Here is a 14,308-nt window from a genome sequence, read left to right as displayed (position 1 = left end):
GTGCGGACCGGGGGGCGGGCGGGGCGACGCACGCAACTCGTCGGCACACGAAGGGATCTGTCACCTCCATGTACACAGCATCGTCCTCCGTGTCCGCCCCGCCCCGGCCGCAGCACCGCATCGTCCAGGCCGGCGCCGGACCCTACCTCGCTCCCGCGCCCCAGGCCGTCCGGCCGAGGCGCTGGACGGGCGGCACCGGCACTCAGCCGATCAGCGGACGAATCGACCTGTCCGGCCCTCAGGGGGCGCAGCTGAAGAGGGCGATCGCCTCGGTCCACCGCATCTGTCCGGAGTTCAACCCGGTGCAGGTGCTACGGCGCAGCGGACGTTCCGTACTGATCGTCGGGACGACCGGGCGGACCACGGCGGTCGCGAAGTGTTTACTGGACCACTCCCCCGCGTGGGTCGAGCGGTTCCAGCACGAGATAGCTTCTTATCGCTCCTTCGTCCGGCACCGTCCGCCGGTGCGGGCGCCGCGGCTGATCGCCGCGGATCCGGAGAACTGCACGCTGGTGATCGAGCGGATGCCCGGACGGGCCGCGGCGCTCTCGCGCCACCCCGTCGAGGCCCCGCCGCGGGCCGACGTGCGGGCCGCGCTCGGCGCGATCGCCCGGCTCAACGCCTGGCGGCCGCCGGCCGGCACCTTCGACGCCCCGCTGGACTACGGCACCCGGATCGCGCGCTACCACGAGCTCGGGCTCTTCACCGACCGGGACCGGGACGACCTGCAGAAGCTGCTGCACGGTCTGGCGCAGGCGGGCGGCCGTCAGGGCATGGGCCAGTTCTGTCACGGTGACGCCCTGCTCTCCAACATCCTCCTCTCCCCCACCGGACCGGTCCTCGTCGACTGGGAGCACGCCGGCTGGTACCTCCCGGGATACGACCTGGCGACGCTGTGGGCGGTGCTCGCCGACGCGCCGCTGGCCAGGCGCCAGATCAGTCAGCTCGCCCAGCAGGCGGGCATGGCCTCACGGGACGCCTTCCTGGTGAACCTGATGATCGTGCTGACGCGGGAGATCCGTACCTACGAGACGGCGGTGCAGCGCACCATGAAGGAGGCCCCGCCGGCCGGCTCCGTGCCGGTGCCCACGGGGGCGCTCGCCCCCGGCGAGGAACAGCGGCTGCTCCTGAGGCGGCTGCACGACGACTGCGCCATGGCACGGCGGGCCGTGCGCGCGGCGGTCGGGACGCGCTGAAGGGCGGGGCCGACCGACGACACGGGGAGGTGCGCCGTGCGCCCGGTGCCGACACACCGGGACGCGGCGCACTGGCTTCTCCGCCGCCGGACCGCCCGTGGCCGACGAGCCAATGGTCCACTCCACTGACGCGTCCCAGGCCCGGGGCCCGTCTGCGCGAAAGTCCGCCATACGGCCTCCATTCCCGCTCTGACGTGGGAACTTGCTTTCCTGCGGGCGTGATTGACGGATCGTTCGGGAGCCGATACCCCTGTACGGGTTCGGTCCCGCACGCCCCGGTGTCACCCCCCGCCCCTGGAGGCTGCCTTGCTCCGTTCCGTGTCCCCCGGACGCATGCCGTCCCCCCGTCTCACCGGAGCCGTGGGCGTGCTCGCGTCCGCGGCCCTGCTGTTCCCCCTGCTCTCCGCCGCCCCTCCGGCCGGTGCCGACGTGCCCGACGCGGGATCACTCCAGGACCAGTTCGCCCGGGCGGCCGCGCGCCACGGCGTACCGGAGAGCGTGCTGCTCGCCGTCTCGTACCTCCAGTCGCGCTGGGACGGCCACGGTGGTGCGCCGAGTGTGACCGGCGGCTACGGGCCGATGCATCTGACGGACGCGGTGACGGCGCTCGCCGGCGCCGCCCCGCACCACTCGGAGGGTGAGGAGGACCCGCGCGGCGACTCCTCGCGCGCGGTGCGCTCCGGCGCGGAGGCACCGGTCCCGACGGCCGAGTCGCTGCCGCCGCGGCTGCGCACGCTCGAGCGGGCGTCCGCGCTGTCCGGGATTCCGGCCGAGGAGCTGCGTACCGGCACGGCGGCGAACATCGAGGGCGGTGCGGCGCTGCTCGCCGCCGCGCAGCGGGAGGCCGGGCTTCCGGCGAGCGCGGACCCGGCCGACTGGTACGGGGCGGTGGCGCGGTACTCCGGCGCGGACGACTCGGCCACGGCGAGGACGTACGCGAACGACGTGTTCGACGTGATCCGGAGCGGGGAGTCCCGGACGACGGACAGCGGGCAGAGGGTGACGCTCCCGGCCGCGCCGGCGGTCGCGCCGGAGACGGGGCAGGTTGCCGCCCTCGGCTTGCGGAGCCCGGCGGCCGGGCCGGTGGAGTGCCCGTCCACGGTGGCCTGCGAGTGGATCCCCGCGCCGTACGAGGAGTTCGGCGACGGCGACTACGGCAACCACGACAAGGCGGACCGGCCCTCCTCGCAGTCGATCGACTACATCGTCATCCATGACACCGAGGCCGTCTGGGACGTCACCCTGAAGCTGGTGCAGGATCCGACGTACGTGTCCTGGCAGTACTCGCTGCGCTCCTCCGACGGGCACATCGCCCAGCACCTGCCGCTCAAGGACGTCGGCTGGCACGCCGGCAACTGGTTCGTGAACGCCAAGTCGGTGGGTCTCGAACACGAGGGCTTCCTCACCTCTCCGGACTCCTGGTACACGGAGGCGATGTACCGGACGTCGGCTCGGCTCGTGCGGTACCTCGCCGCGCGGTACGACATCCCGCTCGACCGGCAGCACGTCCTGGGTCACGACAACGTGCCGGGCACGGTGACCTCCACCATCAGGGGCATGCACACGGACCCGGGGCCGTACTGGGACTGGGCGCACTACTTCCGGCTCCTCGGCCGGCCGATCACGCCGAGCGCCGGTCCGGCCGCCGGAGTGGTGACGATCCGGCCCGAGTACAGCGCCCATCAGCCGGTGTACACGGGCTGCGCGGTGGCAGGGCAGGCGTGCGCGCCGCACGGCAGCGGGGCGGTGCGCCTGCACACCGGGCCGAGCGCCGACGCTCCCCTGGTGAAGGACATCGGTCTGCGGCCGGGTGGGCAGGACTCGACGACCGGGGTCAACGACACCGGGGCGCGTGCCTCGACGGGGCAGAGCTACGCGGTGGCGGAGCGCAGGGGCGACTGGACGGCGGTCTGGTACCTCGGGCAGAAGGCGTGGTTCCACAATCCGGGGAAGGAGCCGACCGCGGTGAACGCGCGGGGGCTCGTCCTGACTCCCCGGGAGGGTCTCGCCGCGGTGCCGGTGTACGGGCGGGCGTACCCGGAGGCCTCCGCGTATCCGGCGGGTGTGCCGGTGCAGGCGGTGTCGCCGCTGCCGTACAAGCTGCTCGCGGATCAGCGGTACGTGGTGGGTGACCGGACCCCGGGCGAGTACTACTTCGCGCCGGTGTTCGACAGCAGCGGGCACACGGTCGTGCGCGGGCAGGAGAAGTACTACCAGATCCAGTTCGGCCATCGCGTGGCCTTTGTGAAGGCCGCGGACGTGCGGGTTTCCCGGGCCTGACGGAGGAGTGACCGAAAGGTGCGGGGTGGTGCCGGACGTGCGGTCCGGCACCACCCCCTTCGGCGTTCATAGGACTATTCGGGAGATCGCGTGCGCCGTACGGGCGACGGGTAAAGGTGGGCCGGACACAGCGTTTGCTCACCGGAAGGCCCCTCCGCACATGCCTCAGCCCTTCGTTATGCCGGATTTCTATGTTCCGTATCCGGCGCGGCTCAATCCCCATGTGGAGACCGCCCGCACGCACACCCGGAACTGGGCGCGGGAGATGGGGATGCTGGAGGGCTCGGGGGTCTGGGAGCAGCACGATCTCGACTCCCACGACTACGCGCTCCTCTGCGCGTACACGCACCCCGACTGCGGCGAGCAGGCTCTGAACCTCGTCACGGACTGGTACACGTGGGTCTTCTTCTTCGACGACCACTTCCTGGAGGTCTTCAAACGGACCCAGGACCGGGCGGGCAGCAAGGCGTACCTCGACCGGCTGCCGATGTTCATGCCGGCCGACCCGGCGACGGGCATGCCCGAGCCCACCAACCCCGTCGAGGCGGGGCTCGCCGACCTCTGGCGGCGGACCGTCCCCTCGATGTCCGAGGGCTGGCGGGTGCGGTTCGCGGAGGCGACCGAGCACCTCCTGTACGAGTCGCTCTGGGAGCTCGACAACATCAACGGGGGGCGCGTCGCCAATCCCGTCGAATACATCGAGATGCGCCGCAAGGTGGGCGGCGCGCCCTGGTCGGCCGGGCTCGTGGAGTACGCGGCGGGGGCCGAGGTCCCGGACCGGGTGGCGTACTCCCGGCCGCTCCGCGTCCTCAGGGACGCCTTCTCCGACGCCGTCCACCTGCGCAACGACCTCTTCTCGTACCAGCGTGAGGTCGAGGACGAGGGCGAGAACAGCAACGGCGTGCTCGTTCTGGAGCGGTTCCTCGGCTGTACGACGCAGGAGGCGGCGAACGCCGTCAACGACCTGCTGACCTCACGGCTCCAGCAGTTCGAGAACACGGCCCTGACCGAGGTGCCGTTGCTCGCCGCGGAGAAGGGCCTGGGCCCGGAGGAGTGCGCTGCCGTGGCGGCGTACGCCAAGGGGCTCCAGGACTGGCAGTCCGGCGGCCACGAGTGGCACATGCGCTCCAGCCGGTACATGAACGAGGGGATGGTCGCCGGGCCCTCGCGGCTCGACGGGGTGCTCGGCACCTCCGCCCTGGACATCCGGACCCTGTTCGGCCGCCCGGCCGCCTCCCGGCTGCGGGCGCTCACGCATGTGCCGCATCAGCACGTGGGTCCCTCGCTCCTTCCGGAGTTCGACCTGCCGTATCCGCTGACGCTCAGCCCGCACCACCAGGAGGCGAGGCGGCGCTCCGAGGACTGGGCGGAGCGGATGGGGCTCCTGGACGACATCTGGGACCGGCCGATGATGGAGGGCTTCGACCTCGCGCTCTGCTCGGCGGGGCTCGACCCGGACGCCACCCTGGAGGAGCTGGAGCTCAGCGCCGAGTGGCTGACCTGGGGGACGTACGGGGACGACTACTACCCCCTGGTCTTCGGGCGGCCTCGTGACCTGGCCGGCGCGAAGCGGTTCACGGAGCGGCTCAAGTCGTGCATGCCGGTGGAGGACCCGGCGGCCGGGCGGACGTTCGCCTCCCATCCCCTGGAGGTGTCGCTCGCCGACCTGTGGGCGCGTACGTCCGGCCCGATGGGCCCGGAGTCGCGGGCCCAACTCCGGGCCGCGCTCGACGCGATGCTCGACAGCTGGCTGTGGGAGCTGCACAACCAGGCGCAGCACCGGGTGCCCGATCCGGTGGACTACATCGAGATGCGCCGGACCACCTTCGGCTCCGAACTGACGATGCTCCTGTGCCGGCTGCGGCACACCGAGGCGCTGCCACCGGAGATCTACCGGACGGGCACGGTCCGCGCCCTGGAGCACTCGGTCGCCGACTACGCGACGCTCCTCAACGACCTCTTCTCGTACCAGAAGGAGATCGAGGTCGAGGGCGAGGTGCACAACGGCGTGCTCGTCCTGCAGAAGTTCTTCGACTGCGACTACCCGACGGCGGTGGCCATGGTCGACGACCTGATGCGGGGGCGGCTGCGCCAGTACGAGCACCTCAAGGAGACCGAAGTACCGGTGCTCTACGAGGACTTCGGTCTCGACCAGGAGGGCAGGGCGGCCTTCGAGGAGTATCTGCGGGAGCTGGAGGACTGGCTCGCGGGCATCCTCAACTGGCACCGGAAGGTGCGGCGTTACCGTGCCGAGGACGTCCATGTGGGCAGCGGCACGCCGCTGGTGGGCCGGGGTCCGACCGGGCTCGGCACCGCGGCCGCGCGGGTGGCCTCGCTGATCGGCTCCGCGACCCGCTGACACACGCGAGGGCCGTCCACGGGAGGCTCCGTGGACGGCCCTCGCAGGCATCGGCCGGGCGTCAGGGGCGTCGGCCGCGCAGCTCGTCGAGTTCGCGGCGGTCGCGCTTGGTGGGGCGGCCGGCGCCCCGGTCGCGTACGGCGGCGACGGCCACCTCCTCGCGTGGCGGCGGAGGCGGACTGTTGTCCACGTACGCCTCGACGGCGACCGGCGGGCCCACCCGCTTGGTGTGGAGCTCCTTGACCTCGACGATCCGCTCACGGCCGCCGTGGAAGAGCCTGACCTCGTCGCCGGGCTTCACCGGCTGGGCGGGCTTGGCCCGCTCGCCGTTGACCTTGACGTGCCCGGCCCGGCAGGCCGCTGCGGCCTGGGAGCGGGTCTTGGTGAGCCTGACCGCCCAGATCCAGCTGTCGACGCGTGCGCTCATCGGCCCCCGCTCCCCCGTCAGCCCTGCTGGAACAGCTCGGCGGGCAGCGGCTTGAGCAGCGCGTACAGGTCGTCGGTGATCGGCCGGTCCCAACTGGCGATCGTCACGAGGACGTTGTCGCTGCGGTCGAACTGGACGCAGGAGATGCGGCTCTCGGAGAGCTTGAGGCGGCGGACGATCAGGAGGTTGTCGCCCTGCATCACGGGGACGTCCTCGGTGTCGAGGACCTCGATCGGCTCGTCGTTCTCGAGGGCGGCGAGGAGCTGGGCCACCTCGAAGGGGATCTGGCCCTCCGCGAGCTCGCGCGCCGGGGAGCCCTCCGGCAGATTGCCGATGATCATCGCGGGGCCCCGGCCGCCGAACAGGTCGTACCGGAGGAAGACACCCTGGCAGGAACCGTCGGGTGCGGGCAGCAGACCGGCGCCGAGGTTGCCGGGCCAGTCCCCCGGGTCCATGGCCAGGACATCGAAGTCCGGGCCCGCGGGAGTGGCGGCGCTGCGGCGGCGGAGGAAGGACATACGGCCATGGTACGTGCCCGGGCGCGCGACGCGACGCGCCGGGCACCCCGCGCCGCTCGGGCCGGTCCGGGGGGCGCGGAGGCCCCGGCGGGCACGCTGGGCGCCGACCCGGTCGCCCAGGGTGGCACCCGCACTCCCGGGCACATGGGCGACGGGACGGGGGCGTACCGGCCGGCGTACCGGCCGGTCGCTCAGCTCGTGGGCGGGGTGTCCCCCACGAGCCACATGGAGAAGAACTGGGCGCCGCCTCCGTAGGCGTGCCCGAGCGCCCTGCGGGCGCCGTCGACCTGGTGTTCGCCCGCCGCCCCGCGTACCTGGAGGGCGGCCTCGGCGAAGCGGATCATCCCGGAGGCGCCGATGGGGTTGGTGGAGAGCACCCCGCCGGAGGGGTTCACGGGCAGGTCGCCGTCGAGTTCGGTGACCCCGGCCTCGGTGAGCTTCCAGCCCTCGCCCTCCTCGGCGAAGCCCAGGTTCTCCAGCCACATCGGCTCGTACCAGGAGAACGGCACGTACATCTCGACGGCGTCGATCTCCCGCCGGGGGTCGGTGATGCCGGCCTGCCGGTAGACGTCGGCGGCGCAGTCCCGTCCGGCCTGCGGCGAGACGAAGTCCTTGCCCGCGAAGAGGGTGGGTTCGCTGCGCATCGCGCCGCCGTGCACCCAGGCGGGTGGCCGGGGCGAACGGGCCGCGCCCGTACGGTCGGTGAGGACCATCGCGCAGGCCCCGTCGGACGAGGGGCAGGTCTCCGAGTAGCGGATCGGGTCCCAGAGCATCGGGGATGCCTGCACCTTCTCCAGCGTGAGGTCGTGCTCGTGGAGGTGGGCGTACGGGTTGAGGAGCGCGTTGCGCCGGTCCTTGTACGCGACGAGGGAGCCGATCGCGTCGGGGGCGCCGGTGCGGCGCATATAGGCCCGGACGTGCGGGGCGAAGAAGCCTCCGGCCCCGGCGAGCAGCGGCTGCTGGAAGGGGACGGGCAGGGAGAGGCCCCACATGGCGTTCGACTCGGACTGCTTCTCGAACGCGAGGGTGAGGACGGTCCGGTGGACGCGCGCCGCGACCAGGTTGGCGGCGACGAGCGCGGTGGAGCCGCCGACCGATCCGGCGGTGTGCACCCGGAGCATGGGTTTGCCGACCGCGCCGAGGGCGTCCGCGAGGTACAGCTCCGGCATCATCACGCCCTCGAAGAAGTCGGGGGCCTTGCCGATGACGACGGCGTCGATGTCCGCCCAGGTCAGCTCGGCGTCCGCCAGGGCGCGGGCGGCGGCCTCGCGGACGAGTCCGGCGATCGACACGTCCGCGCGGGCGGCGACGTGCTTGGTCTGGCCGATGCCGACGACGGCCACGGGCTCCTTGGACACGCGCTCCTCAGACACGGTTCTCCCCTTCCAGGACGGCGACCAGGTTCTGCTGGAGGCAGGGGCCCGAGGTCGCGTGGGCGAGGGCGCGGTCCGAGTCGCCGCGGTGGATGCGGGCGGCGGCTTCGCCGAGCCGGATGAGGCCGGTGGCCATGACGGGGTTGGCGGCGAGGGCGCCGCCGGAGGGGTTGATCCGGACGGTGTCGTCGAGGCCGAGGGCCTTGGCGAGCACGACCTCCTGGGAGGTGAAGGGCGCGTGGAGTTCGGCGGTGTCGACGGGCCGCTCGAAGGCTCCGGCGCGTTCGGCCGCGAGGCGGGTGGAGGGCGAGTCGGTGAGGTCGCGGACGCCCAGGGAGTGCGCCTCGATGCGGTGGTCCATGCCCCGGATCCACGCGGGCCGGTCGCAGAGCTCACGGGCCCGGTCCCCGGCGGCGAGGATCACGGCGGCGACGCCGTCGCCGATGGGCGGGCAGTCGCCGGTGCGCAGCGGCTGGACGACGTAGTCGCCCTGAGGTCGGGGGCCGGTCAGTTGCGCGTGCGGATTCGTCGTGGCGTCCTCGCGGCTGCGGGCGGCGATCGCGGCGAGGGCGGGCTCGTCGGTGTCGCCCGCGTCGAGGAGCGCCTGCGCCTGGAGGGCGGCGAGGGCGACGGAGTCGGGCCAGAGCGGGGCGAGGTAGTAGGGGTCGAGCTGGCGGGTGAGGACGTCCCGGACGGAGCCGGGCGAGGACTTGCCGTAGGAGTAGACGAGGGCGGTGTCGGCCTCGCCGGTGAGGAGCTTCACCCAGGCCTCGTACAGCGCCCAGGCCCCGTCGGTCTCGACGTGGGACTCGGAGATGGGGGGCCAGGCGCCGACGCCGTCGAGGGCCATGGTGAAGGAGAAGGCCCGGCCGGCGAGGTAGTCGGAGGAGCCGGAGCAGGTGAAGCCGATGTCGGAGGTCTTGAGTCCGGTCTGCCGGAGCACCTCGTGGAGGACGGGCATGACCATCTCGACCTCGGAGAGGTCGTCGGTGCGACGGCGGTGGTCGCTCTGGGCGAAGGCGACGATCGCCACCTCTCGGCCCGGCCGGTGCGGCGTCACAGCAGCTCCTTGTAGGTGTCGTAGTCGGCGTCGGGCTCGCCGGTGGGCCGGTAGTGGTCGGGGTAGCGGCCGTCCTCGCTCCACACGGGTTCGACGCGCAGGCCCATGCGGACCTGGTCGTACGGGATGCCGCCGATCCGGCCGTGGAGGGCGAGCCCGGCGCCGTCGAGGGCGATGTGGGCGTAGACGTACGGCACCTCGATGGCGTCGTTTCCGGCGTTCCTCGCTTTGATGTTGACGATGCAGTAGGTGGTCACGGTGCCCCGGGGGCCGACCTCGACCTGGTCGGTGGTGGCGATGCCGCAGGTGGGGCAGGCGCCGCGGGGTGGCACGTACACCTTGGCGCAGGAGGGGCAGCGTTCGCCGACGGTACGGCGCTCGGCGAGGGCGTGGAGATAGCGGGTCTGGGCGCGGCCGGGGCTGTAGGTGTAGTCGAGGCGGGCGGGGGCGATGATGCCGGTGACGGGGGCGTCGAACTCGCCCGTGTGCGGCTCGGGTTCGGCAGCCTGGGCACTGCTGTACGGCTCGAAGCACGCGATGTCCGTGATGGCGCCGGACCGTTCGGCGGCCCACCGGATCCTGACCCGCAGTCCGGTGCGGACGGCTTCCGGGCCCGGTGCGTCGAGGGCGTGGAGGAGGGCGGTGTCGGCGCCGTCGAGACGGACGAGGGCCCAGGCGAAGGGGGTCGTCAGGGGCTGGCCGGGGCGGGGCTCGGGGTTCCAGGCCCAGGTGGTGACGGTGCCGGCGGCGGCGACCTCGACCAGGTCGCGGAGTTCGGCGGCGGTGGCGGGGTCGTACTCGACGGGAGGGACGAGCACCTCGCCGGCCTCGGTGCGGACGCCGAGCACGGTCCGCTCGCGGAGTCCGGTGAGGAAGGCGGACTGGACGGGGCCGAGGGAGCGGGTGAAGGGGAACTCGACGACGAGGGGTGCGCGGAGGGCCTCCGGCGGTGGGGTGGGGGTGGGTGCGGCGGTTGTCATGGGTGGGCTCCTTGGTCGGGGTGGGGGGATGGGTGCGGGGGTGGTGAAAAATCAGCCCCGCCGGCGTTTGAGGCGCGGGGGTCCGGGGGCGGAGCCCCCGGTTTCGGTCACTCCCGCCGGTACACCGCCGCCCGCTTCTCCGCGAAGGCCCTCGCCCCCTCCCTCGCGTCCGCCGTGTCGAAGATCGGCCACCCCCGCTTCAGTTCCGCGGCAAGGCCCTCCGTCTCGGTCATCTCGGCCGTCTCGTAGACCGACGCCTTCACCGCCTCGACCGCCAACGGCCCGCACGCGTTGATGCGTTCGGCGAGGGCGAGGGCCGCGTCGAGTGCGGTGCCGTCGGGGACGACGCGGCCGACGAGGCCGATGCGGGCTGCTTCCTCGGCGGTGTACGGGCGGCCGGTGAGGAGCATTTCCAGGGCGTGGGTGCGGGCGATCTGGCGGGGCAGCCGGACGGTGGAGCCGCCGATGGGGAAGAGGCCGCGCCTGACCTCGAAGAGGCCGAAGGTGGCGGAGGTTGCGGCGACCCTGATGTCGGTGCCCTGGAGGATCTCGGTGCCGCCGGCGACGCAGTACCCCTCGACGGCGGCGATGACGGGTTTGCGGGGGCGGTGGTGGCGCAGCATCGCCTTCCAGTGGAGGTCGGGGTCGGCCGTCAGCCGGTCCCGGTACTGCTCGCCCTCCATGCCCTTGCCGGCCAGGGCCTTGAGGTCCATTCCGGCGCAGAAGGCGCCGCCCGCGCCGGTGAGGACGACCGAGCGGATGCTGTCGTCGGCGTCGGCTTCCAGCCAGCCGTCGTAGAGGCCGACGAGCATCGGCAGCGAGAGGGCGTTCTTGGCCTCGGGGCGGTTCAAGGTGAGTACGAGCGTGCCGCCTTCGCGCCGCACGGTCAGGTGTTCGGTGCCACCCATGGGGGTCTCCCGTCTCCAGTTCTGGAACAGGTTGCAGTAGCCCGGGGCCCAGTTCAATAGTTTTCTGACACCTAGTCAGATTCTTCGGCGCGACCTCTTCCCCCCGTCGGCGTACGGCGCTCTAATGACCGCCGAGTCCGTACGTGCCGGGGTCAGGAGGAACGGTGGAGTACAACCTTGCCGACCTGTTCGAATCGGTCGTCGACGCGGTCCCCGACCGCGAGGCGCTGGTGTACGTCGACCATCCGGGCACCGGCGCGGAACGGCGGCTCACCTACGCCGAACTGGACGCGGCGGCCAACCGGATCGCCCACCACCTCGTCGACGCGGGCGTCCGGCCCGGCGAACACCTCGGGCTCCACCTCTACAACGGCGTCGAGTACCTCCAGACCGTCCTCGCCTGCCTCAAGGCGCGGATCGTGCCGGTCAACGTGAACTACCGGTACGTGGAGGAGGAGCTCGTCTACCTCTACCGGGACGCCGACCTGGCCGCACTCGTCTTCGACGCCGAGTTCACCGACCGGGTCGCGGCGGCGCAGCCGCAGACCGAGAAGCTGCGGCACCTCGTACGGGTGGGGACCCCGGCCGAGGGAGCGGGGGTCCTCGACTGCGTGCCGTTCGCCGAGGCGGAGGCCGCCGGCTCGCCCGAGCGGGGCTTCGGGCCGCGCTCGGCCGACGACCTCTTCATCATCTACACCGGCGGGACGACCGGGATGCCCAAGGGCGTCCTGTGGCGCCAGGAGGACCTGTTCTTCGCGGGACTCTTCGGCGGGGACCCCGCGGGCGAGCCCGTGAAGCGCCCCGAGGAGCTGGCCGAGCGGGTCGCGGCCGGTGGCTCCGGCATCACCTTCTTCCCCGCGCCGCCGCTCATGCACGGCACGTCCACGCTGACCGCGTTCATCGCCCTCAACTACGGCCAGCGGGTCGTCCTGCACCGCAAGTACGTGCCCGAGGAGGTTCTCCGCACCCTGGAGAAGGAGAAGGTGTCCAGCATCTCCCTGGTCGGGGACGCGATGCTGCGCCCCCTCGTGGACGCGCTGCGCGGGCCGCTGAGCGGCACGGACCTCTCCGCCCTGTTCAGCCTGTCCTCGTCCGGGGCGATCATGTCCGACACCGTGCGGGCCCAGCTCCAGGAGCTCATGCCGAACGTGCTGCTCCTCAACAACTTCGGCTCCACCGAGTCCGGTTCCAACGGCCGCGCGACCGACGACTCCGGTCCCGCCAGGGGCTTCCGGCTCCACGTCAACGAACGCACGCAGGTGGTCGACCCGGCGACCCGCGCGCCCGTCGCCCCGGGCGAGATCGGCCGGCTCGCCCAGCGCGGCCATGTGCCGCTCGGCTATTACAACGACCCGGCCAAGACCGCCGAGACCTTCTTCGAGCGGGACGGGGTCCGGTGGGTGCTCCTCGGGGACATGGCGACCGTGGACGAGGCCGGGGTGGTGACCGTCCTCGGGCGCGGTTCCCAGTGCATCAACACGGGCGGCGAGAAGGTCTACCCGGAGGAGGTGGAGCAGGCCCTGAAGTCGCACCCCGACGTGTACGACGCGCTGGTCGCGGGAGTCCCCGACGCCCGCTGGGGCAACCACGTCGCCGCGGTCGTCCAGCTCCGCGCGGACGCCCCGCCGCTGGACCTGGCATCCCTCCAGACCCACTGCCGTCCCCGCCTCGCCGGGTACAAGGTCCCCCGCCAGCTGGTCCTGGCCGACCGCATCCAGCGCTCCCCCAGCGGCAAGGCGGACTACCGCTGGGCCCGCTCGGTCGCGGTGGAGGCGGACGCGGCGGTCACGGGGACGGGCGCGGGCGCGGAGACCGCCGGCTAGAGCCCGAACTCCCGTACTGCCGACAGGAATTCCTCGGGACGGTCGGTGTGGACGAGATGCCCCGCCCCGATCCTGACGAGGCGGGCGTCGGGGATGCGTTCGGCGAGCCCGGAGAGGTGCTCCTGCGGGACGTGGCCGGCCGGGCCGGCCGCGAGGACCAGTGTGGGGGCCTTGATCGCCGGCAGCTCCTCGCGCCAGGCCGGGTCGGGGGCGTTCAACTGGGCGTCGGTGGCAAGGACGATCCCCCAGTCGAAACCGAGGGGACCTGAGGGGCGCTCGGCCACCGGTCGCGGCGGGTCGAGCGGGATGAACGCCGGGGGCTCCTCCAGGACGAGCCGGCCGATCAGGTCCGGTTCCCGCTGGGCGAGCAGGAAGGCCGCGGCGGCGCCCATCGAGTGGGCGACGACCGTGGCGCCGGTGAGACCGCGGGCCTTGAGGAAGCCGCCGAGTTCGTCACGGAAGACGTCGAAACCGTAGCGGCCGGGCCGGTCGCTCAGTCCGGGTCGAGGAACGCGGCGACCGGGCGGACGAAGGCGTCCGCGTCGTCCACCCACGGGAAGTGTCCGGCGCCCGGCAGGACGACCAGTTCGGCGCCCGGGAAGTGGGAGGCGGCCTCGGCCGCCTTGGCCGGGGTGGGGCCCGCGTCGTACTCCCCCGCCAGGATCAGCACGGGTGCCGTGAGCGCGGTGAGGGCGCGGCGGGTCGACACCGGATCGCAGGCGCCGTCGCCGTGGTAGGCGGAGACGGCATCCCAGCGCATCCGCCGCGCCGCGGCGTGCTCCTGGGCGGCGGCGTCCCACCGCCCGTACGAGAAGGGCCCGATGATCTCCAGGACGCGCGGCAGCGGGGTGTCCGGTCCGATCGTGGCGAGTGCGGCGCGGGCCTCCGGGTACCACGGCCGGTCGGCGAAGACCTCGACGGCCTTGTCCCACTCCTCGTCGGTGGTGTCGACACCGACCGCACGGCCGGCGGGGGTGACGAGGACGAGGGAGCGGATCCGCTCGGGGTACGCGGCGGCGTACAGGGTGGCCAGGGTTCCCGCGGCCGAATGGCCGAGGAGGTCGATCCGCTCAAGGCCGAGGTGGGCGCGGAGCGCCTCGACGTCGCCGACCTGCCGGTCGCAGCGGTACGAGCCGGGGTCGGCGGGTTCGGCGCTCGCCCCCGTGCCACGGGCGTCGAGCAGGACGAGGGCGCGGTGGGCGGCGAGTCCGCCGAGGTCGCCGAGGTAGTCGGCGTCGCGCATCGGCCCGCCCGCCAGGCACACCAGTGGCTCGCCCTCCCCGTGGATCCGGTAGGCGAGTTCGGTCCCGTCGTACGTCCTGAATTTCGGCATGGCGCCGATCCTCACCCGCTCCCGGCGATCTTCGCAATCGGTTTCACCGAG

Annotated in this window: 10 protein-coding genes and 1 pseudogene; 4 read left to right on the top strand and 7 right to left on the bottom strand. The window is 72.7% G+C overall.

Features of this window, described 5'->3' with window-relative positions:
- The first annotated feature begins 68 nt into the window (after positions 1 to 68).
- The 3 genes from ACIRB7_RS12105 to ACIRB7_RS12095 all read left to right on the top strand — a co-directional run bounded on the left by ACIRB7_RS12105 (position 69) and on the right by ACIRB7_RS12095 (position 5,835).
- Positions 69 to 1,196: an aminoglycoside phosphotransferase family protein gene (locus tag ACIRB7_RS12105; RefSeq protein WP_351214357.1), complete on the top strand. Its 1,128-nt coding sequence runs from the start codon at positions 69 to 71 to the stop codon at positions 1,194 to 1,196.
- 333 nt (positions 1,197 to 1,529) lie between these two features.
- Complete coding sequence (locus ACIRB7_RS12100) at positions 1,530 to 3,476, top strand: N-acetylmuramoyl-L-alanine amidase (protein ID WP_403596048.1); 1,947 nt, start codon at positions 1,530 to 1,532, stop codon at positions 3,474 to 3,476.
- A gap of 160 nt (positions 3,477 to 3,636) precedes the next feature.
- Entirely contained in the window at positions 3,637 to 5,835 is a 2,199-nt protein-coding gene (locus ACIRB7_RS12095) for a germacradienol/geosmin synthase (protein WP_403596045.1), read from the top strand.
- A gap of 61 nt (positions 5,836 to 5,896) precedes the next feature.
- On the opposite strand, the gene ACIRB7_RS12090 is transcribed toward ACIRB7_RS12095, so the two are convergent.
- The 6 genes from ACIRB7_RS12090 to ACIRB7_RS12065 all read right to left on the bottom strand — a co-directional run bounded on the left by ACIRB7_RS12090 (position 5,897) and on the right by ACIRB7_RS12065 (position 11,101).
- Positions 5,897 to 6,262, bottom strand: a complete 366-nt coding sequence (locus tag ACIRB7_RS12090) for an RNA-binding S4 domain-containing protein (protein WP_351214363.1) — start codon at positions 6,260 to 6,262, stop codon at positions 5,897 to 5,899.
- Positions 6,263 to 6,279: 17 nt separating this feature from the next.
- Positions 6,280 to 6,780, bottom strand: a complete 501-nt coding sequence (locus ACIRB7_RS12085) for a hypothetical protein (RefSeq protein ID WP_351214365.1) — start codon at positions 6,778 to 6,780, stop codon at positions 6,280 to 6,282.
- Between the two features lie 191 nt (positions 6,781 to 6,971).
- Complete coding sequence (locus tag ACIRB7_RS12080; RefSeq protein ID WP_403596230.1) at positions 6,972 to 8,138, bottom strand: thiolase domain-containing protein; 1,167 nt, start codon at positions 8,136 to 8,138, stop codon at positions 6,972 to 6,974.
- Positions 8,139 to 8,145: 7 nt separating this feature from the next.
- A complete protein-coding gene (locus ACIRB7_RS12075; RefSeq protein ID WP_403596042.1) occupies positions 8,146 to 9,213 on the bottom strand; it encodes a thiolase domain-containing protein in 1,068 nt (355 codons plus the stop codon).
- Complete coding sequence (locus ACIRB7_RS12070; RefSeq protein WP_403596039.1) at positions 9,210 to 10,193, bottom strand: Zn-ribbon domain-containing OB-fold protein; 984 nt, start codon at positions 10,191 to 10,193, stop codon at positions 9,210 to 9,212. The genes ACIRB7_RS12075 and ACIRB7_RS12070 overlap by 4 nt, the downstream gene beginning before the upstream one ends.
- Before the next feature lie 107 nt (positions 10,194 to 10,300).
- Entirely contained in the window at positions 10,301 to 11,101 is an 801-nt protein-coding gene (locus tag ACIRB7_RS12065; RefSeq protein ID WP_403596037.1) for a crotonase/enoyl-CoA hydratase family protein, read from the bottom strand.
- A gap of 164 nt (positions 11,102 to 11,265) precedes the next feature.
- Between ACIRB7_RS12065 and ACIRB7_RS12060 the strand changes: the two genes are divergently transcribed.
- Positions 11,266 to 12,924, top strand: a complete 1,659-nt coding sequence (locus tag ACIRB7_RS12060) for an acyl-CoA synthetase (protein ID WP_403596034.1) — start codon at positions 11,266 to 11,268, stop codon at positions 12,922 to 12,924.
- Here the strand turns inward: ACIRB7_RS12060 and ACIRB7_RS12055 are convergent.
- Positions 12,921 to 14,257 (bottom strand): annotated as a pseudogene (locus ACIRB7_RS12055) (alpha/beta fold hydrolase). The gene ACIRB7_RS12060 and the pseudogene ACIRB7_RS12055 sit on opposite strands and share 4 nt — an antisense overlap.
- Positions 14,258 to 14,308: the final 51 nt, after the last annotated feature.

This window comes from Streptomyces sp. NPDC093795 (assembly GCF_044764665.1).
Classification (GTDB): Bacteria; Actinomycetota; Actinomycetes; order Streptomycetales; family Streptomycetaceae; genus Streptomyces.
Note: the sequence above shows the minus strand (reverse complement) of the source record. Positions and strands in the feature narration are given on the sequence as shown.